Here is a 19,007-nt window from a genome sequence, read left to right as displayed (position 1 = left end):
TTCTTATTGCGCCGCCCGGCTGGTTTTGGCTGGGCGGTGGAAGACCGCCAGCAGGGCGGCCTGGTGTTCAGCTGCCGTTTTCATGGCCTCAGCTTTGACATGACCGAAGCCGCGAATGCGTGATGGCAGCCCCGCCAGTTGGACCGCAGCAGCATGATTGTCCGGTGTCAATCCGGCAATGATATCCTCGATCAGCAATTCGTAATCAGCGATCAACCGCCGTTCGGCTCGCCGCTCAGCCGTGCGGCCGAAGGGATCGAAGGCGGTGCCTCGCAGGCCGCGCAGTCCGGCGAGCATACGCAGGCATGGCCAGATCCAGGGACCGAACGCCCGCTTGTGCGGATGCCCGGTCTGCGGATCGGGCCGCGCCAGTAGAGGCGGTGCGAGGTGCAGCTTGAGTTTATAAGCGCCATCGAATTGTCGATTCAGCCGGGCCTGAAATTCGCCATCGGTGTAAAGCCGCGCCACCTCATATTCGTCTTTATAGGCGAGCAGCTTTGCATAATTCACGGCGACGCTGCGGGCGAGATCGTCGAGAGCGGGCGTTTTTTGCCCTTCCGCCGTTGCAACTGCGTCGACCAGGGCCCTATAGCGTTCCGCATAGGCCGCATTCTGGTAGGCGACCAGATGGGCGCTACGATGTGCGACAATTTCCGCCAGTGTCACCGGCGATGTCTGTTGATCCGCAGGGTACGCCGCTTGTTCCGCCGCGGCCTGGTCGATGGCGGCACGCCGGCCCCAGAGAAAAGCCTGCTTGTTCATCTCAACCGCCGTGCCGTTCAGCTCGATGGCCTGGAGGATCGCGTCGGCGCTGACGGGCAATAAACCTTTCTGAAAAGCATAGCCAAGCAAGAGGCAATTGCTGGCAATGGCGTCGCCGAGCAAGGCCGTGGCGAGGCGGGTAGCGTCGAGAAAGTCCACGCGGTCTCTGCCGGCAGCTTGACGCAAGGCCGAGGTTATTTCGTCGCTGGCCAAGTCGAAATCGGGATCGCGGGTGAAGCCGCCGGTGACGACTTCATGGGAATTGATCACCGCATGGCTTCGGCTCCGGTCCAGGCGCGAGAGATTTTCCGGGGCCACGCTCACCACCAGGTCGCAGCCGAGCAGGAGATCGGCCTCGCCCCCGGCCAGGCGCACCGCTGCCAGCTGATCGCGATGGGCGGCGAGACGAATGTGACTGACCACCGCGCCACCTTTCTGCGCGAGGCCAGTCTGGTCCATTACCGAACAAGCCGTCCCCTCGAGATGGGCTGCCATGCCGATCAGGGCGCCGATCGTTACAACGCCGGTACCGCCGATACCGGTAATAAGAATGTTATAGGGCGTGTCGAGCGCCGGCGCCGTGGGAACCGGCAAAGCCGTCTCCGCTGTGGTAACCGGTCGCGGTTTGCGAAGCTTGCCGCCTTCCACGGTGACGAAGCTGGGGCAAAACCCTTCGAGGCAGGAGAAATCCTTGTTGCAGCTGGACTGGTCGATTTGCCGCTTGCGCCCGAAAGCGGTCGCTACCGGCAGGATGCTCAGACAGTTGGAGGTCCGGCTGCAATCGCCGCATCCTTCGCAGACCGCTTCATTAATGAACACACGCCGCGCCGGGTCAGTCATCTGCCCGCGTTTGCGTCGCCGCCGTTTCTCCGCAGCGCAGGTCTGGTCATAGACGATCGCGGTGACGCCTTCGATCTCTCGCAACTCGCGCTGCACGAGATCGAGCTCGTCACGATGATGCAGGCTTGCGCCGGGCGGGAGCGCGGCGCTGTCATGGCGTGAAGGATCCTCGCTGACCACCGCGATCCGTGCGACGCCTTCGGCCGCCAATTGCCGGGCGATGCGCAGGGGCGAAAGTTGTCCATCCAAAGGTTGGCCACCGGTCATGGCGACTGCATCGTTGAACAGGATCTTGAAGGTCATGGTAACGCCGGCTGCGATGGCGGCGCGGATCGACAGCAGGCCCGAATGAAAATAGGTGCCGTCGCCGATATTCTGAAAGACATGCGGCGTATTGGAGAAAGGTGCCTGGCCGATCCAGGTGGCGCCTTCCGCCCCCATCTGCGTATAGGTCGCCGTGTCGCGGTCCATCCATTGCGCCATGAAATGGCAGCCGATGCCGGCCAGCGCCCGTGATCCCGCTGGCACTTTGGTCGAGCTGCTATGCGGACAGCCGGAACAAAAATAAGCATGGCGTTTGAGAGCTGGTTCGTAGCCGACTTGTGATCTTTCATGCGCTTCGATGCGTGCCAGCCGGGTTTCGATATCCGGATCGCGATGGAACCGCGCCAATCGCCCGGCCAGAACGCGCGCGATCATTTCCGGCGTCAGCTCACCAGCAGCCGGCAGTAGAATGGCGCCGGTCTCATCCGTCTTGCCGAGAATCCGCGGCCGTTGCGCCACCGGCAGATCATAGAGCAACTGCCTTAGCTGGTGCTCGATGAAGGCGCGCTTCTCTTCAACGACGAGAATTTCGTCGAGGCCGCTGGCGAAGCGTCGGATGCCGCTCGGTTCGAGCGGCCAGGTCTGTGCTACCTTATAAAGTGAGATGCCAAGCTCCCTTGCCTTCGCCTGATCGAGGCCAAGTAAGTCGAGCGCTTGGCGAGTGTCGAGATAGGATTTGCCGCAGGTGACGATGCCGAGCCGCCGTCCGGGGCCGTCCATCTCCAACCGGTCCAACGGATTGCGCCGGGCAAAAGCAGCCACTGCCGGCAATCGATATTCCAGCAGGATGCGTTCCTGCTCCAAGGCCTGGGCCTGGGCAAAAGGCGAGGTCGGCAGGCGGATATTGAGCCCGCCTGGAGGCATAGCTACGTCATCCGGCAATGACAATGAGGGCAGGGTTTCGGCGATCAGGACGGAGGTGGCGACATCGGTGGTTTCGGCAACCATTTTCATGCCGATCCAGCAGCCGGTGAAACGCGACATTGCCCAACCGTAAAGGCCGAAGGTCAGCACCTCGCGAATATCGGCAGGATACAGCAGCGGGATATTCGCATCCATCAAGGCGTAATCGGATTGATGCGCCGTGGTCGAAGATTTGCAGATGTGATCGTCGCCGGCAAGCGCCAGCACACCACCATATGGAGCAGTGCCGGCGAGATTGGCGTGACGTAACGCGTCGCCGCTGCGATCGACACCGGGACCTTTACCGTACCACAGGCCGAACACGCCTTCATATTTGCCGTCGCCGAACAGGCCGGTCTGCTGCGATCCCCAGATCGCGGTGGCTGCCAGTTCCTCGTTCACACCCGGTTGGAAACGGATTTGATGCTGGTTGAGAAAGCGGTGGGCCTGACCCATCGCCAGATCGATGCCGCCAAGCGGCGAACCGCGATAGCCGGTGACATAACCGGCTGTGTTCAGGCCGGCGTCGTGGTCGCGTTGCCGCTGCAGCATCGGCAGGCGCACCAGAGCCTGCGTGCCGGTCAGGTAAACCGGTTCGTCGTCCCGGATATATTTATCGTCAAGCGAAACCGACCTCGGAGCCACCTTTGTCTCCCCGGCAGTTTTTCCCGCCGACACGATGGGACAGATCGATGACCTTGTCCAGACGGCGACCGTTGCCATAACCGGCGCAATCCGCCCCGGCAAAGCCATCTAGACTCTCGTTCAAGCCACATTGCGCTTGGCCGCGGGCATGCTATCCTAGCGGCGACGCAACGATCGGATGGAGTGCATGGCCGTTCTCGTCACCGGTGCGGCCGGGTTTCTGGGCATGCATGTCGCTCTCCGCCTGCTGAAACGCGGCGAGCGGGTGATCGGCGTCGACAATCTCAATGACTATTATTCGTTGGAACTCAAGGAAGCACGGCTCTGCGAGCTGGAAGAATTCAGCAATTTCAGCTTCCATTATCTCGATATCGGCGACCCGGCGGCGACAGCAGCGGTCTTCGAACTTTATCCCGATTTGACTGCTGTCGTTCATCTGGCCGCCCAGGTCGGCGTCGGCCATAGCCTGCGCAATCCGCAAGCTTTCCTGCAGACCAATATCGCCGGCATGTTCGTCTTGCTGGAGGAATGCCGCAAGCTGCCCAATCTCGAACATGTCGTTTATGGCAGCTCGTCCGCCGTCTACGGCGGCAATCGCAAGGTTCCCTTCGCGGAATCGGATTCTGCCGCGCAGCCCCGTTCCGTCTATGCCGCGTCGAAGCGCGCGGATGAATTGCTTGCTGCCGCTTATGCCCATCTTTACAACATTCCGATGACGGGATTGCGGCTATTTGCGATCTACGGTCCCTGGGGCCGGCCGGATATGTTCTATTATAGTTATAGCCGCGCCATTCTCGCCGGTGAGCCGATCAAAGTCTATAATGGCGGTGATTTTCGCCGCGACTTCACCTATGTCGATGATGCTGTGGATGGCCTCCTGGCGGCATTGGATAAGCCGGCGGTGGCGCCGTCACCGATGCAGGCACCGCATCTCATCCTCAATATCGGCAATGATCATGCCGATTCTTTGCGAGACTTCATCCATGAGATCGAAGGGGCAACCGGACGTCCTGCCATCATCGAGAACGAACCGATGAAACCCGATGATCTGCCCGAAACCTATGCCGATATCACAGTCGCTAGGCAGTGGATTGGCTTCGCTCCGAGAACAACTCTATCCGAGGGCATCCAGGGTTTTCTCGAATGGTATCACAATTATCACCTCTGACCGGCGCTGGGCCGTCACCGACTGGGGCAGGGAAATAGACCCATTCTGCTTCTGCGGAGCCGCGCTTCGCACATGCGGATCATGCCCCGCGTGATGGTTTAATTGATTGGCTTCTTCCGCATTGGATCACAATTCGGATCACAATAACGTGGAACGTCGTCAAAGCGGCGTTATAGCGGGGACAAAAACAGTAATGGATTGTTAAGAGAGGCAGAGTTTAAGATAACGGCGTAGATGCCTACAGCCATATGCACGAGTCGCAGTTCGGCGGCACCGGAAACGGCGAAGGAGGGCATGATGATCCACTTCCACAAAGCATTCGACGACAGCGACCTCGGGGCCTATGTCGACAATACGCTGCAAGCTTGCCGCGAAGCTGGATGCGTGGAGGATGAAATCGTCCTTGCGCTTCTCGAATCGCTCGGACATCTCGTCTTGCAGACGCAGGAACGGGCATCCCACGCCGCCTTGCGGCTGACCAATGACCTAAGGCGCGGCCTTGCCGCGCATATGGTCGCGAAGATGCGCATGCATCCGGATTTCAAGCCGGCGGCGCTGATGATTGAAGTCGATCAAGATTTGATCATGGAAGCTTGCGCCGCCTTGCGCGATCTCATCGCCAATATGCTGGCCAGTGAAGCCGAAGAGATGCCCGATCTGTTGGCCGAAAAGCTTTTGGACTCGATCTTGCGGATCGATCCCGACTGGCTGGATACGCCGACCGCCATGGCACTGATCGCCGCCGCTCGTGCCGCTGACGAAGACTGGCTCGACAATGGTGGTGAAGTCACTGAAATGCTGGTCAGCGTCAACTGAGGCCAACCAGCCTTATCCGTTATTTCTCATAAAGTCGTGCGAGAACGCTAGCCCAGCGTTCTCGAATCTTGTGGCGCCGAATTTTCAGCGACGGTGTGAGCATCGCATTGTCGATGGTGAAACCTTCCGGCAGCAAGGCGAAACGGCGGATGCGCTCAATGGCGGAAAGACCGGCATTTACGCGATCGACTGCCTGGCTGATCGCTTTTTGGAATGCGGCGTCGGTGGCGAGGCTTTCCAACGACGCCTCCACATTATTCTGACGAGCCCATTCTTTGGCGAAATCCGAATCCGGCACGATCAATGCAACGAGATGCGGATGCTTGTCGCCATGGGCCATGGCTTGGCCGATTTCGGGTTGTAGCAGCAGGAAGCCTTCCACCCGCGCCGGGGAGACATTGTCGCCGCCGGAGAGGACGATGATATCCTTCTTGCGATCCGTGATCTTCAAATTGCCATCAGCGTCGAATTCACCGATATCGCCGGTATGCAGCCAGCCGTTCTGAATTGCCCGCGACGTAGCGTCCTCGTCACGCCAATAGCCCTTCATAACCGCTTCGCCGTGGACGAGGATTTCGCCATCTTCCGCGATCTTGACCTCCAGCCCGTCGAAGACCGGGCCGACCGTGTCGATACGGATGCGTGTCGGGCGGTTGCAGGTGATGACCGGCGAACATTCCGTCTGCCCGTAGCCCTGCAGAACGCGGATGCCGAGCGCCAGGAAGAAGACGCCAATCTCATAATTCAATGCCGCGCCGCCGGAAACGAAGGCCTTCAACCGGCCGCCGAAACGTGCTTTGACCTTGCGTCGAACGGTCAAATCGCAGGCGAAATAGAGCAGCTTTTCTTTAAAGGTCAATGTGCCGGGAGCTTCATAGCGCTTGCGGCCAAGCTGCAAGGCAAGGTCGAACATGCGGCGTTGGAAGGGCTTGGCAGTTTTCAGGCCGCGCAGGATTTTCTGGTGGATCGCTTCATAAAGCCGGGGAACGGCCGTCATGATGGTGGGGCGGACCTCCGCCATGTTATCCACCAATTTCTCGACGCTTTCGGCATAGTAGATCTGCCCGCCCAGCGAGATCGCCAGAAACTGCCCGGCCGTATGTTCGTAAGAGTGTGACAGCGGCAGGAAGGAAAGGAAGACCTCCTTTCCCAGGCCGAGTTCCAGAATGAGCTTATGGGCACCCTGCATGTTGCAGAGGATCGATCCATGGGTCAGCATCACACCCTTGGGGACGCCGCCCGTGCCGGATGTATAGATGAAGCAGCAGACATCGGTACGCTGCAACGCATCGACGCGCCGGGTGATCTCATCATCGGCGATATTTTCGCCGAGAGTCATTGCGGCTTTCCAATCGAAAGCATCGATCGGCAGGCTCTGCGCCAGGTCCAGGCCCTCCATCGAGACGAGGAAGCGCAGCTCCGGCGCTTGCATCGCGGCCGGCAGAACCCGCTTGGCAATTGCATTGTTGGAAACGATCAAGCCTTTCGCACCGCTATGGGTGAGGACGTGACGGTTGTCTTCGATCGTATTGGTGGCAAAAGCCGGCACAGAAATGGCGCCGACCGACATGATGGCGAGATCGGAGATCAGCCATTCCGGGCGATTTTCCGAGATCAGGGCGACACGATCGCCGGCGCTGATGCCGAGGGCGATCAGGCCGCGCGCCAAGCGACGAATATCGTCCGCAACGGAACCGTAACTTTGCGGCTGCCAGGAGCCACCCCGCTTGCGCCACAGGAAGGGTTGCTTGGCCTGGTCATTCGCCTGGTCGTTAAAAAGCCGGACCAGACTGGGTACTGTTTCGAAAGTCATGCGAGGCTTCCTGTTGACTCCTGAACGGACCGTCCGTTGCCCCTTTCGGATGCATTGCCGAAGTTCCGGCTTTTGGTGCATCTTAGAAGGACATTGCATCGGTCTTGCAACCCTCCACCGACTATCCTGAACTGCTCCCCGGTTTCCGGCTGCTGGAGAGTCCTTGGCGACGGCAGGTCAGCTCCCATATAAATCAGATGGAAAACTGAGCAAAGATTAAAGGAAAGCCCAGATGAAACAGCCAGTTACTGCGCTCGCTCTTGGTCATATGGCAGGTCGCCGGTCGCCCCAGGCGGAGGCCGGTGCGTCGGCACCGGATCTGGGGGCACTGCCGAACTGGAATTTGGGCGATCTCTATGCCGGCCCGGAGGCGCCGGAAATCCAGCGTGATCTCGAGGCGGCCGCGACTCGGTCGAAAACCTTTCGCCAGGCATATGAGGGAAAACTGACGGAACTGTCGGGCCCGGCCTTTTTGAAGGCGATCGAAGAATATGAAGCGATCCAGGAATTGCTGGGCAAGGTGATGAGCTATGCCCAGCTTCTCTATTCCGGCAATATGACCGATCCGAAGATCGCCCGCTTCCAGCAGGAGATCAACGAACGGGCCAACGACATATCCGTCGAGACGTTGTTCTTCTCGCTGGAGATCAACAAGCTCGATGATGCGGTCTTGGCAAAGAAACTGACGCATGAACCGTTGCGGCGTTATGAACCGTGGCTCGAGGCGACTCGCGCCTTCCGGCCGCATCAGCTCTCCGACGATATCGAGCGCTTGCTGCACGAAAAATACATCACCGGCCGCGCCGCTTGGAATCGCCTGTTCGATGAAACGGTAGCCGAGCTACGCTTCGACGTCGACGGCCAGCGTATGACCAGCAATGAAGCATTGAATCTGCTGACCGACCGCGATCCGAAAAAGCGGCAATCGGCGGCAGCGGCGATCGCCAAGGGCTTCAAGGAGAACCAGCGGCTCTTTGCTCTCATCACCAACACGCTGGCGAAGGATAAGGAGATCGAGGACAAATGGCGGGATTTCTCGCGTCCCGTTTCTTCACGCAATCTTGCCAATCAGGTCGAAGACGACGTCGTCGACGCTCTGATCGATGCTGTGAAGCAAGGCTATCCGCGCCTGTCGCATCGCTATTACAAGCTGAAAGCCAAGTGGATGGGGCAGAAGGCGCTGGAATATTGGGACCGGAATGCGCCGCTGCCGCTTGATGATGACCGCCTGATCGCCTGGCCCCAGGCAAAGGACACGGTGCTGAACGCTTATCAGGCCTTTTCGCCGGAAATGGCGCGTATCGGCCGCGATTTCTTCGACAAGAATTGGATCGATGCGCCGGCGACACCGGGCAAGGCGCCGGGTGCTTTCGCCCATCCCACCGTACCCAGCGCACATCCTTATCTGCTGCTGAATTATCATGGGCGTACCCGTGATGTGATGACCCTTGCCCATGAACTTGGACATGGCGTGCATCAGGTGTTGGCCGGGCCGCAGGGCGCGCTTCTGTCGGATACGCCGCTCACCTTGGCGGAGACGGCATCGATCTTCGGCGAGATGCTGACCTTCCAGGCACTGCTGAAACGCGAGACCGATCCGGCCAAACGGCGCCTGCTGCTGGCCGGTAAAGTCGAGGATATGTTGAACACGGTCGTGCGCCAGGTGGCGATGCACGAATTCGAGCGGCGTCTGCATGAGCAGCGCAAGCAAGGCGAATTGCTGCCGGAACAGATTTCCACGATCTGGCTGGAGACTCAGCGTGAGGCGCTCGGCTCCGGCATCCACCTGCCGGAAAACAGTGATTACGGCATCTACTGGGCCTATATCCCGCATTTCATTCATGTGCCGTTCTATGTCTACGCCTATGCCTTCGGGGATTGCTTGGTGAATTCGCTTTATGCCGTCTACCAGAATGCAGATGCGGGCTTTGCCGAGAAATATCTCGACATGCTGAAGGCAGGAGGAACCAAGCGGCATAAGGAGCTGTTGGCTCCTTTTGGCCTCGACGCCTCCGATCCAACGTTCTGGGCGAAAGGCCTCGGCGTTATCGAAGGGTTCATCGATCAACTGGAGCAAGCGTGAGCACAGACCGGGAGCGTAATTCCCTTGGAGGGCGCGTCCAGCGTTATGCCCGCGTTGGACGTGCCGTCGGCGGCCTGGCCGCACGGGTCGCGGGTGAACGCTATCTCGGGTTGAAGGTCGATCGTGGCCGTCATGCTGCGGAATTGAAGGCCGCACTCGGCGGCCTCAAGGGGCCATTGATGAAGGTGGCGCAGATCATGGCCACCATTCCCGATGCCTTGCCAAAGGAATATGTGCATGAGCTGCAACAATTGCAGTCGAATGCGCCTTCCATGGGCTGGCCTTTCGTCAAGCGGCGCATGGCCGCCGAATTGGGCGCAGCTTGGCTGGATAAATTCAAGGACTTCGAGCATGAAGCGGCGGCCGCGGCTTCGCTCGGGCAGGTGCATAGAGCGAAACATCCCGATGGCCGGCTGCTTGCCTGCAAGCTGCAATATCCCGACATGGCCTCGGCGGTGGAAGCCGATCTCCGGCAATTACGGCTGATTTTCGGTATTTACGAACGCTATGACCGGGCGATTTCGACCAACGAGATTCATCACGAGATTGCCGATCGCCTGCGCGAGGAATTGGACTATGAGTTGGAAGCCAGGCACATGGCCTTGTATCGCCGCATGCTGGCCCAGGAGAAGGATATCCATCTGCCGGAGCCGATTATCGATCTCAGCAGCCGCCGCCTGCTAACCATGACCTGGGTCGATGGTGAGCCATTGATGCGCTTCCTCGACCGGAAGCCCGGTGTCGATTTGCGCAATACGGTCGCCTATAACATGTTCCGCGCCTGGTATGTCCCTTTCTACGACTACGGGGTTATTCATGGCGATCCGCATCTCGGCAACTACACGGTCCGGGAAGATGGTGGCGTCAATCTGTTGGATTTCGGCTGTATCCGGTTTTTCGACGGCAAATTCGTCAAAGGCGTCATCGATCTTTATTACGCTTTGCTGAACGGTGATCGCGATCTCGCTGTCTCGGCTTATCAAGGCTGGGGCTTCAAGGGCCTGAATGCCGACGTGATCGACGTGCTCAATCGCTGGGCGCATTTTGTCTATGGCCCCCTGTTGGAAGACAGGACCCGCCGCATTCACGATCACGACACAGGGATCTATGGTCGCGAGGTTGCTGAAAGCGTGCATGGCGAATTGCGCCGCCTTGGGCCGGTGACCCCGCCGAGGGAATTCGTGTTCATGGATCGCGCAGCCATCGGACTTGGCTCGGTTTTCATGCATCTCAAGGCGGAGATCAACTGGTATCGGCTGTTCCATGAGCTGATCCATGATTTCGATGCCAAGGCGCTGGACCGTCGGCAGAAAGCCGCGATGAAAGCCGTCGGTCTAGCCAAGAGCTGATTGCGCCGCGCTCCTTGCCGGTGCCGGCTTCTACTTTTGCCCCCCTTGTTCGCTGCAATGAAAATCGGCAGAGTATTGCTTGCCGGTTGGTCGGGAGGGGTGTCGGCTTTCGGTCGGAAGCGGTGCAACTACCTGAAAAATCAGTAAAACGATAGCGGACGGCCGATCGGCCGGCTGGCCGGGAAGCGTCGCGATGCGATGCCGAGTTCAAATACCGTCGCGAATATGACGGCGACTACAGGGTATTGAGCGTATGCACGATGGCCGCAAGGCGGCTTTGTAAAACAAAATAGGGGGTCGGCGAGAGATGAAGATCGCAATCCTGAAAGAACGGCGCGCCGATGAGAAGCGCTGCGCCGCAACCCCTGACACGGTAAAGAAATACATTTCCCTAGGCGCTGAGGTCTGCATCGAAAGCGGTGCTGGCGAATCCGCAGCCATCGCCGATCCAGCTTTTACCGCCGCGGGAGCCACCATCGTTCCCGAGGCCGCTGCGGCCGTCGCCGATGCCGATCTGATCCTCAAGGTGCAGCGTCCGTTGACGGCTGAAGAGGGAGGTTTGGACGAGCTGGCCGGGGCGAAGTCCGGCGCTCTCCTGGCGGCGATCCTCAATCCCCATGGCGCCAAGGACAGTATTGCCGGCTATGCCGCCAAGGGCGTGAGTGCTTTTGCCATGGAGTTGATGCCGCGCATCACCCGGGCGCAGGCAATGGATGTGCTTAGTTCCCAATCGAACCTCGCCGGATATAAAGCGGTCCTCGATGCGGCGGCGGAATTTGGCCGCGCTTTTCCCATGATGATGACTGCTGCGGGTACCGTTGCGCCGGCGCGCGTTCTTGTCATGGGTGCCGGTGTCGCTGGTTTGCAGGCGATTGCCACGGCACGTCGTCTCGGTGCGATCGTCAGTGCGACCGACGTTCGGCCGGCGGCCAAGGAACAGGTCGAAAGCCTTGGCGCCAGTTTCGTCGCCGTCGAGGATGAGGAGTTCAAACAGGCGGAAACCGCCGGCGGTTATGCCAAGGAAATGAGCGATGCCTATAAGGCGAAACAGGCAGCCCTTATTGCCGAGACGATCAAGAAACAGGACGTCGTGATCACCACGGCGCTGATACCTGGCCGCAAGGCGCCGGTCCTGGTCAGCGAGGAGATGGTGAAGTCGATGAAACTCGGCTCGGTCATCGTCGATCTCGCCGTAGAGCAGGGTGGAAACTGTCCGCTTTCGGAAGCCGGTAAGGTCGTTGTGAAGCACGGCGTCAAGCTCGTCGGCCATAACAACGTGCCGAGCCGTCTCGCGGTGGACGCCACGGCGCTCTATGCCAGGAACTTGCTGAATTTCGTCACCTTGCTGGTCGACAAAGAGTCGAAAGCGCTGAAAGTCAATTGGGAGGATGAAATCGTGAAGGGCGTTGCCTTGACGCGCGACGGCCAGATCATCCACCCCGCATTCAAGGCTTGAGGGGAGATTCGGATGAATACGGATGATCTGATCCAAAAAGCAATGGACGTCGCGAACAGCGCACAACAGCTCGCCGTGCAGGCCAGCCAGCTGGCGCAGGAAGTCTCGAATGTCGATGTGCAGAGGACGGCTGAACACACAGCTCACAGTCCTTTCATTTTCCTTCTAACGGTTTTTGTTCTGGCTTGCTTCGTCGGCTATTACGTCGTTTGGCGGGTGACGCCGGCTTTGCATTCGCCGCTCATGGCCGTCACCAATGCAATCTCTTCGGTGATTATTGTCGGAGCGCTGATCGAGGCTGGACCGAGAGATTTCAGCCTCAGCCAGATTTTCGGGTTCATTGCCGTGGCCCTTGCCTCGGTCAATATTTTTGGCGGCTTCATCGTGACGCATCGCATGCTCTCGATGTTCAAGAAAAAGCAGAAGTGAGCGAGCGGGAAGGAGCCGAAGATGAGTGAGAACCTGACCGCCTTAGCTTATCTGATTGCCTCTGTCTGTTTCGTCATGGCGTTGCGCGGCCTGTCATCGCCGGAAAGTTCGCGCGGCGGTCTGAGATGGGGCATCGCCGGCATGGCCCTGGCCATCGTAACGACCGCCGCCTTGCCATCGGTACGCAGCTACTCGTTCATCGTCGGCGGTATCATCGCGGGTGGCGTGGTTGGTGCCTTCATCGCCCGCCGGATTCAAATGACGGCACTGCCGCAATTGGTCGCCGCGTTCCACAGCCTGGTCGGCTTGGCGGCGGTCTGCGTCGCTGCCGCAGCCTTCTACGCGCCCGCCGAATTCCATATTGGCGAGGTCGGTGCCATTTACGCGGGCAGCTTGGTGGAAATGGGGCTGGGTGTCGCGATCGGCGCCATCACCTTCACAGGGTCGATCGTCGCTTTCTTAAAACTGCAAGGACTTGTCAGCGGCGCACCGCTGGTCTTCGCTGGGCAGCATCTCCTGAACGCCGCGCTTGGGATCGCGATCATCGCCCTGATCGTCGCGCTGATCCTGGGCCAGTCACCGGTTTTATTCTGGGCGCTGGTCGCCGTGTCGTTGCTGCTGGGCTTCTTACTCATTTTGCCGATCGGCGGCGCGGATATGCCTGTCGTCGTGTCGATGCTGAACAGCTATTCCGGCTGGGCGGCGTGCGGCATCGGCTTTACCCTGTCCAATAATTTGCTGATCATCACCGGCGCCTTGGTTGGTTCCTCCGGTGCGATCCTCAGCTACATCATGTGCAAAGGCATGAACCGCTCGATCTTCAATGTCATTTTGGGCGGCTTCGGCACCGATGCGGGCGCCGCCGCAGCGGGAGGGGGCAAGGGCGGCGATCGTCCGGTCAAATCGGGCAGCGCCGATGATGCGGCCTTTATCATGAAGAATGCCAGTAGCGTCATCATCGTGCCGGGCTATGGCATGGCGGTGGCTCAGGCGCAGCATGCCTTGCGTGAGATGGCCGACCTGCTGAAGAAGGAGGGGGCGAGGATATCCTATGCCATCCATCCCGTGGCGGGACGTATGCCTGGTCATATGAATGTGCTGCTGGCGGAAGCGAATGTTCCCTATGACGAGGTCTTCGAGCTGGAGGATATCAATCGCGACTTCTCCCAGGCGGACGTCGCTTTCGTTATCGGTGCCAATGATGTGACTAATCCGGCGGCGAAGAGCGATCCCCAGAGCCCGATCTTCGGCATGCCCATCCTGGACGTGGAGAATGCGAAGACAGTTTTATTCGTGAAACGCTCGATGGCCTCCGGCTATGCCGGCGTCGAGAACGAGCTTTTTTTCAAAGACAACACCATGATGCTGTTCGGTGACGCCAAAAAGATGTGCGAGGACATCGTCAAGTCGCTTGGCTAATCGTCACGGCCTAATGAGACAGACATAAAAGAAGAAAAGGCCGGAACAATGTTCCGGCCTTCCTAGCTTCAACGTGCTCGGGACCAGGGTCCCGGAAGCTTGAGTGCTTAGTAGCCCTCACGCTCCATCCGCTTGCGCATCAGCTTCCGGTGACGACGCACAGCTTCAGCCTTCTCGCGCGCCTTGCGCTCCGACGGCTTTTCATAATTGCGGCGCATCTTCATTTCGCGGAAGATCCCTTCGCGCTGCATCTTCTTCTTGAGCGCGCGCAGAGCCTGATCGACATTGTTGTCACGGACGAGAACTTGCACGGTTGATCACAGCCTTTCTAGGTTTGAGTTAGGTAAAAACGCAAAAACTCGTCAGGCAGCACGCCGGCTGCCAGTTGACGGGTGTGGATAACACAGGATTTTGCCCCAGTGCAAGGGCCGGCGGGCTAAAAACGCCTTCTTTCACAGCGTTGTACCCCTTTCTTGTGCAGCGAATCTGCCCCATATTCCTGGAAAAGGTAGGTAGCGAATGGCCATTCTAAAGATCGCCCGTATGGGGCATCCAGTGCTGAAGCGCCGGGCGGAGCTAATATCCGACGTAAAAGTACCAGAAATTCAAAGACTTATAAAGGACATGCTAGAGACACTCGTCGATATCGGCGGAGCAGGGCTGGCGGCGCCCCAAGTGCACGTGCCGCTGCGTCTGGTGATGTTCCACGTCCCGGAAGCCCGGGCCGGTAAGGAAGATGGCCCCGGCGCGGCTGCGGTTCCGTTCACGGTGCTGATCAATCCGGAGATCGAGGTGCTGGGCGAGGAGATGGCTGCCGGGCTCGAAGCCTGCCTTTCGGTGCCGGGATTGGCCGGTATGGTGCCACGTCATACCCATATCCGCTATCGTGGCCTGGATGGGACAGGCCAGCCGATCGAGCGCGAAGCGCGGGGCTTTCACGCGCGCGTGGTGCAGCATGAATGCGATCATTTGGACGGTATCTTGTATCCAATGCGAATGGCCGATCTTTCTACGCTGAGCTTTGTTGAAGAGATGCGGCGCTCCGTGGAAGCCGCTGCGGATATCGATTGATGAGGCAGAAATGACCGATGCCTATGACCGGAACCAGGATCGCGAGCGTCTGTTGGCGGCGGTCCTCAATCATGTCGCCTTCGACGGCTGGAGCGAGGCTGCCCTGCAGGCAGCTGGCAACGATACCGGCCTGGCGGCGGATCGCGTGCTCAACGCTTTTCCCGGCGGTGCACGGGATGCCTTGATCTTCTGGCATGAAGTGGCCGATCAGAGGATGGTAGCAGCGATGGCTGCGCCAGAGATTGCCAGCCTGCGCATCCGCGACCGTGTTGCGGCGGCCATCCGCATCCGTCTGGAAGGATGCCAGCCGCATCGCGAAGCCGTGCGCGCCGGCTGCACCTTGCTGATGATGCCCCAGAATGCCGCTCTGGCGACGAAGCTGCTTTACGGCACGGTCAACGCTATCTGGTATGCCGTCGGCGACCAGTCGACCGATCACAATTTCTATACGAAGCGGGCGCTGCTCGCGGCGGTCTATTCGGCGACTGTGCTTTACTGGCTGAACGACAAATCCGACGGCAGCGCGGCGACCTGGGCGTTTCTTGACCGGCGTATCGGCGATGTGATGCGAATCCCCCAGGCGCTTGGCCAGACGATGGGGAAGCTGCGCGACATATCCGACCGATTGCCACATCCCTTGCGGCTGTTGAAGCGGGGCCGCCGGCCAGGCTTCCGACGGCGGGCTGCGCGATAGTCCGCAGCCCGAGTTTCCCAAACTCGATCAATTGTTGCGAAGCGTCAGTCGGTTGACGTGACCCATTTTGCGGCCCGGCCGGGCTTCGGTCTTGCCGTAGAGATGCAGCTTGGCGCCCGGATCGGCGAGGATCTCGCGCCATTGATAGACTTCATCGCCGATCAGATTCTTCATCGTGGCATCGGAATGCCGTTCCGCAGAACCAAGCGGCAGGCCGCATACTGCGCGGATGAATTGCTCGAACTGGCTGGTGACGCAGGCATCCATCGTCCAATGACCAGAATTGTGCGGTCGCGGCGCCAGTTCATTGACCAGGACTTCATTATTGTCGGTGACGAACATCTCGACGCCCAGCAGGCCGACTAATTTGAGTTCCTGGGCGATATGCCGGGCGATCGCTTCGGCGCGCTGCGCGACCATCTCCGAAACACGAGCCGGCGCGATCGTCACATCCAGGATGTGATGGCGATGCTGGTTTTCCACCGCGATATATTGCGCGGTATTGCCGTCGACGCCGCGCGCGATGACGACGGAAATTTCTTTGGAAAAATCGACGAAGGCTTCGAGGATGGCAAGGTCGGCGCCCATCCGCGCCCAGGCGTCGTTGAGATTGGTTTCGGGATCGATCCTGACCTGGCCCTTGCCATCATAGCCGAAGTTGGCGGATTTCAAGATGCAGGGCCGCCCCAATGTCTGGACGGCTTGCGGCATGGCTTCGGGACGACCCACTTCGAGAAAGCGCGTGGTCGGCACATTGATCGATGCCAGGAAGTTCTTCTCACGCAAGCGTTCCTGCGTAAGGTAGAGGACATGCGGCGCGGGGCGGGTCGGTTTCAAGGCCGCGAGAAAGGCGGTCGAGCTCGCCGGAATGTTTTCGAATTCGAAGCTGATCACATCCACCGCTTCGGCGAAGGCTCGCAGCGCGCTTTCATCGTCATAGGCCGCCACCGTGGTGGCGGCGGCAACTTCCGAAGCCGGACTGTATTTATCGGGGCAGAAGATATGCACTTTGTAGCCAAGGCGCGCGGCAGCGGATGCGGCCATGCGGCCGAGCTGTCCGCCACCCAGAATGCCGATGGTGCTGCCGGGTGGAATGGTTTGGCCTTGATCGATGCTCATCTTCTGTGATCCGGTCGTGAGGTTTTGCAGCCGCCGCCTATAGCTCGGCGCGCGTCGGGTCGGGAATCATACCATTGGTCAACTGTCGCGGCTCGGCTCCAAAGCGACGCCCTCTGTTTGACGCCGACGATAGGCAGCCAGCTTCGCCGCCAGCGCCGAATCGGAAAGGGATAGGACCGAAACCGCCAGCAAGCCGGCGTTAATGGCACCGGGCTTGCCGATCGCCAGCGTGCCCACGGGTACGCCGCCGGGCATCTGCACGATCGACAAGAGACTGTCCTGGCCTTTCAGCGCGGCAGATTCCACTGGTACGCCGAAGACGGGGAGATCAGTGATAGCGGCCACCATGCCGGGCAAATGGGCTGCCCCGCCGGCCCCGGCGATGATCACCTTCAAGCCCCGGCCGCGCGCCCCTTCGGCAAATTCGACCATGCGGTGGGGGGTGCGATGGGCAGAGACGATCCGGACTTCATGCGGCACGGCGAATTCGCCGAGAATGTCGACGGCGTGGCGCATGGTTTGCCAGTCGGACTGGCTGCCCATGATGACGGCGACCTGCGGTGGAGCCGTGATCATTTTTCCTGAATCCGTTCTCGATTGATTAACCGGGCGCGCATTATAGGGGGAGCCTTATGCAAAACAAGGCGGCAACGTCTTGCGAATATAGCTAGCTATTAATGTGGATTTAACCAATACATGTCATTGTGACTTTTGCCAAAACACGGGAGCACGAGGCCCAGTGTCGCGGCGCCGGCTGGAGGCTGTGGATAAGCTGCACCGATAGCCGCCATATGCCGGTGGGGGCCGGTGAGGCATGCTTTGTGATCTAAGAGGACCCCGATGAAGGTCCGGAACCGGACGGCGGGTGTAGGGCGCGCACGGCAGTCTTCGTCGGTCGTCAAAGGCGCGGCGGCGGCAACAGCGGTCAAGATAGCCGATGCCGCGGCGGCAACGACCGCGGCCGACCGGGTTGCCTTTTTAGGGCTCAGTGAGGGCGAACTGTCGCCCAATGTCCGCATTGCCCTGCAAGCCCTCCTCGACGAAGTCAGTCACCTGCGGGACGAATTGGAGCATACGCGCCGCCGGATCGCACATCTCGAACAGCTGGCTGATGAAGACGCTATGCTGCCGATTTCGAACCGGCGGGCCTTTTTGCGCGAACTGACACGCATGATCTCCTATGCCGAACGCTACGGCGCTCCCGGCAGCCTGCTTTACTTCGACATCAATGGGATGAAGATCATCAATGACCGCTTCGGCCATGCTGCCGGCGATGCCGCATTGATGCATTTTACCCGTCTGTTGCTGGAAAACACCCGCGATACGGATATCGTCGGCCGGTTGGGGGGCGACGAATTCGGTGTGATCCTGGCTCAGGCGACTGAGCGCCAGGCGCAGGATAAGGCCAACCGGCTGGTGCGCCTTATTACCGAGACGCCCTTTCAGTGGAACGATGAGGAGTTGTTTCTGTCATGCTCAGTCGGGATCCATCAATTTCTGGCGGAGCAGACGGCGGAGACGGCGATCGATGCCGCTGATGCTAATATGTATCAGCGCAAGCGCCGGCATTATGCGAATATCGAGCGTAACGCCGAAAGCGAGCTCCAGACCGATACGACGGAATAACGCCGCGCTATCTGCAGTGGCTGTTGGCTGCGACGGCCGAAGTCGGTCGATCAACAGAACTTGAATTGCCCCTCTCTTCGTCTCTCTTAAATTGTGGTCGCCGATCGCCGCCTGTTATGCGGGCATTTCTGGCTGTCGGCGTGACATAGGGTAAGAGAGGTAAAATGAAACCGTTTTTTTACGCCGTCATCGCGATGGGGCTGACCTTGGCCGCTTGTGGCAAGGACGAACAGAAGGCCGATAGCGGTGAGACGTCATCGACCATTGAACAGAAGCTCGATGATGCCGCGAAGTCGGCGGGCGAGGCCGCCGCGAAAGCCGGCGATGCCGCTCAGGATGCCGCCAAGCAGACGGGGGAGGCTGTGAACGATGCGGCGCAGGACGCCGCTAAGAAAGTTCAGGAAACAACACAGCCGTCTTCTTCGGAATAGTTCCGGTAACTTGGCCTGGTTTCGATAAATAAAGCGATGCCGCTATCGGCGGCATCGCT

Annotated in this window: 16 protein-coding genes; 11 read left to right on the top strand and 5 right to left on the bottom strand. The window is 59.4% G+C overall.

Going from position 1 to position 19,007, the window contains the following annotated elements:
• Nucleotides 1-3 precede the first annotated feature (3 nt).
• A complete protein-coding gene (locus tag SMD27_RS15040; protein ID WP_320509231.1) occupies nucleotides 4-3,474 on the bottom strand; it encodes an indolepyruvate ferredoxin oxidoreductase family protein in 3,471 nt (1,156 codons plus the stop codon).
• Nucleotides 3,475-3,661: 187 nt separating this feature from the next.
• Here SMD27_RS15040 and SMD27_RS15035 point away from each other — a divergent pair, with 187 nt between their 5' ends.
• Both SMD27_RS15035 and SMD27_RS15030 read left to right on the top strand, forming a co-directional pair.
• A complete protein-coding gene (locus tag SMD27_RS15035; RefSeq protein WP_320509230.1) occupies nucleotides 3,662-4,642 on the top strand; it encodes an NAD-dependent epimerase/dehydratase family protein in 981 nt (326 codons plus the stop codon).
• A gap of 294 nt (nucleotides 4,643-4,936) precedes the next feature.
• Nucleotides 4,937-5,458 carry a hypothetical protein gene (locus tag SMD27_RS15030; protein ID WP_320509229.1) on the top strand — a complete coding sequence of 174 codons (522 nt, stop codon included), beginning with the start codon at nucleotides 4,937-4,939 and terminating at the stop codon, nucleotides 5,456-5,458.
• A gap of 19 nt (nucleotides 5,459-5,477) precedes the next feature.
• On the opposite strand, the gene SMD27_RS15025 is transcribed toward SMD27_RS15030, so the two are convergent.
• Nucleotides 5,478-7,271: an AMP-dependent synthetase/ligase gene (locus SMD27_RS15025; RefSeq protein ID WP_320509228.1), complete on the bottom strand. Its 1,794-nt coding sequence runs from the start codon at nucleotides 7,269-7,271 to the stop codon at nucleotides 5,478-5,480.
• Between the two features lie 232 nt (nucleotides 7,272-7,503).
• Between SMD27_RS15025 and SMD27_RS15020 the strand changes: the two genes are divergently transcribed.
• The 5 genes from SMD27_RS15020 to SMD27_RS15000 all read left to right on the top strand — a co-directional run bounded on the left by SMD27_RS15020 (nucleotide 7,504) and on the right by SMD27_RS15000 (nucleotide 14,007).
• Nucleotides 7,504-9,354, top strand: a complete 1,851-nt coding sequence (locus SMD27_RS15020) for a M3 family oligoendopeptidase (protein WP_379989981.1) — start codon at nucleotides 7,504-7,506, stop codon at nucleotides 9,352-9,354.
• The gene (locus SMD27_RS15015) at nucleotides 9,351-10,703 is read left to right on the top strand and encodes an ABC1 kinase family protein (protein WP_320509227.1); all 1,353 of its coding nucleotides are present in this window, start codon (nucleotides 9,351-9,353) and stop codon (nucleotides 10,701-10,703) included. Before SMD27_RS15020 ends, SMD27_RS15015 begins: the two co-directional genes overlap by 4 nt.
• Nucleotides 10,704-11,010: 307 nt before the next feature.
• Nucleotides 11,011-12,159, top strand: a complete 1,149-nt coding sequence (locus SMD27_RS15010) for a Re/Si-specific NAD(P)(+) transhydrogenase subunit alpha (protein ID WP_320509226.1) — start codon at nucleotides 11,011-11,013, stop codon at nucleotides 12,157-12,159.
• A 12-nt stretch (nucleotides 12,160-12,171) separates the two neighbouring features.
• Nucleotides 12,172-12,588, top strand: coding sequence for an NAD(P) transhydrogenase subunit alpha (locus tag SMD27_RS15005; RefSeq protein ID WP_320509225.1), 417 nt, complete (start codon nucleotides 12,172-12,174; stop codon nucleotides 12,586-12,588).
• A 21-nt stretch (nucleotides 12,589-12,609) separates the two neighbouring features.
• Entirely contained in the window at nucleotides 12,610-14,007 is a 1,398-nt protein-coding gene (locus SMD27_RS15000) for an NAD(P)(+) transhydrogenase (Re/Si-specific) subunit beta (RefSeq protein ID WP_320509224.1), read from the top strand.
• Nucleotides 14,008-14,114: 107 nt separating this feature from the next.
• Here the strand turns inward: SMD27_RS15000 and rpsU are convergent, their stop codons facing one another.
• Complete coding sequence (rpsU, locus tag SMD27_RS14995; RefSeq protein ID WP_320509223.1) at nucleotides 14,115-14,318, bottom strand: 30S ribosomal protein S21; 204 nt, start codon at nucleotides 14,316-14,318, stop codon at nucleotides 14,115-14,117.
• 208 nt (nucleotides 14,319-14,526) lie between these two features.
• Here rpsU and def point away from each other — a divergent pair, with 208 nt between their 5' ends.
• Nucleotides 14,527-15,078 carry a peptide deformylase gene (gene def, locus SMD27_RS14990; RefSeq protein WP_320509222.1) on the top strand — a complete coding sequence of 184 codons (552 nt, stop codon included), beginning with the start codon at nucleotides 14,527-14,529 and terminating at the stop codon, nucleotides 15,076-15,078.
• Between the two features lie 10 nt (nucleotides 15,079-15,088).
• Nucleotides 15,089-15,772: a COQ9 family protein gene (locus tag SMD27_RS14985; protein WP_320509221.1), complete on the top strand. Its 684-nt coding sequence runs from the start codon at nucleotides 15,089-15,091 to the stop codon at nucleotides 15,770-15,772.
• Nucleotides 15,773-15,799: 27 nt separating this feature from the next.
• Here the strand turns inward: SMD27_RS14985 and SMD27_RS14980 are convergent, their stop codons facing one another.
• Entirely contained in the window at nucleotides 15,800-16,891 is a 1,092-nt protein-coding gene (locus SMD27_RS14980) for a 5-(carboxyamino)imidazole ribonucleotide synthase (RefSeq protein WP_320509220.1), read from the bottom strand.
• A 78-nt stretch (nucleotides 16,892-16,969) separates the two neighbouring features.
• Nucleotides 16,970-17,467, bottom strand: a complete 498-nt coding sequence (gene purE / locus SMD27_RS14975; RefSeq protein WP_320509219.1) for a 5-(carboxyamino)imidazole ribonucleotide mutase — start codon at nucleotides 17,465-17,467, stop codon at nucleotides 16,970-16,972.
• Nucleotides 17,468-17,731: 264 nt separating this feature from the next.
• Here purE and SMD27_RS14970 point away from each other — a divergent pair, with 264 nt between their 5' ends.
• Together SMD27_RS14970 and SMD27_RS14965 are read left to right on the top strand one after the other, a co-directional pair.
• Nucleotides 17,732-18,517 (top strand): GGDEF domain-containing protein, encoded by a 786-nt coding sequence (locus SMD27_RS14970; RefSeq protein ID WP_320509218.1) that lies wholly within the window; start codon nucleotides 17,732-17,734, stop codon nucleotides 18,515-18,517.
• A 164-nt stretch (nucleotides 18,518-18,681) separates the two neighbouring features.
• Nucleotides 18,682-18,948, top strand: a complete 267-nt coding sequence (locus SMD27_RS14965) for a hypothetical protein (protein ID WP_320509217.1) — start codon at nucleotides 18,682-18,684, stop codon at nucleotides 18,946-18,948.
• Nucleotides 18,949-19,007 lie beyond the last annotated feature (59 nt).

Source organism: Dongia soli, assembly GCF_034044715.1.
Taxonomy (GTDB): domain Bacteria; phylum Pseudomonadota; class Alphaproteobacteria; order Dongiales; family Dongiaceae; genus Dongia_B; species Dongia_B soli.
This window is presented reverse-complemented; position numbering and strand designations above follow the sequence as displayed.

Coding starts and splice junctions, on each gene's coding strand:
- purE (WP_320509219.1), bottom strand. CDS start 17,467: ATGATCACGGCTCCACCGCAGGTCGCCGTCATCATGGGCAGCCAGTCC.
- SMD27_RS15005 (WP_320509225.1), top strand. CDS start 12,172: ATGAATACGGATGATCTGATCCAAAAAGCAATGGACGTCGCGAACAGC.
- SMD27_RS14965 (WP_320509217.1), top strand. CDS start 18,682: ATGAAACCGTTTTTTTACGCCGTCATCGCGATGGGGCTGACCTTGGCC.
- def (WP_320509222.1), top strand. CDS start 14,527: ATGGCCATTCTAAAGATCGCCCGTATGGGGCATCCAGTGCTGAAGCGC.
- SMD27_RS15020 (WP_379989981.1), top strand. CDS start 7,504: ATGAAACAGCCAGTTACTGCGCTCGCTCTTGGTCATATGGCAGGTCGC.
- SMD27_RS15000 (WP_320509224.1), top strand. CDS start 12,610: ATGAGTGAGAACCTGACCGCCTTAGCTTATCTGATTGCCTCTGTCTGT.
- SMD27_RS15030 (WP_320509229.1), top strand. CDS start 4,937: ATGATGATCCACTTCCACAAAGCATTCGACGACAGCGACCTCGGGGCC.
- SMD27_RS14970 (WP_320509218.1), top strand. CDS start 17,732: ATGAAGGTCCGGAACCGGACGGCGGGTGTAGGGCGCGCACGGCAGTCT.
- SMD27_RS14980 (WP_320509220.1), bottom strand. CDS start 16,891: ATGAGCATCGATCAAGGCCAAACCATTCCACCCGGCAGCACCATCGGC.
- SMD27_RS15035 (WP_320509230.1), top strand. CDS start 3,662: ATGGCCGTTCTCGTCACCGGTGCGGCCGGGTTTCTGGGCATGCATGTC.
- SMD27_RS15025 (WP_320509228.1), bottom strand. CDS start 7,271: ATGACTTTCGAAACAGTACCCAGTCTGGTCCGGCTTTTTAACGACCAG.
- SMD27_RS15010 (WP_320509226.1), top strand. CDS start 11,011: ATGAAGATCGCAATCCTGAAAGAACGGCGCGCCGATGAGAAGCGCTGC.
- SMD27_RS14985 (WP_320509221.1), top strand. CDS start 15,089: ATGACCGATGCCTATGACCGGAACCAGGATCGCGAGCGTCTGTTGGCG.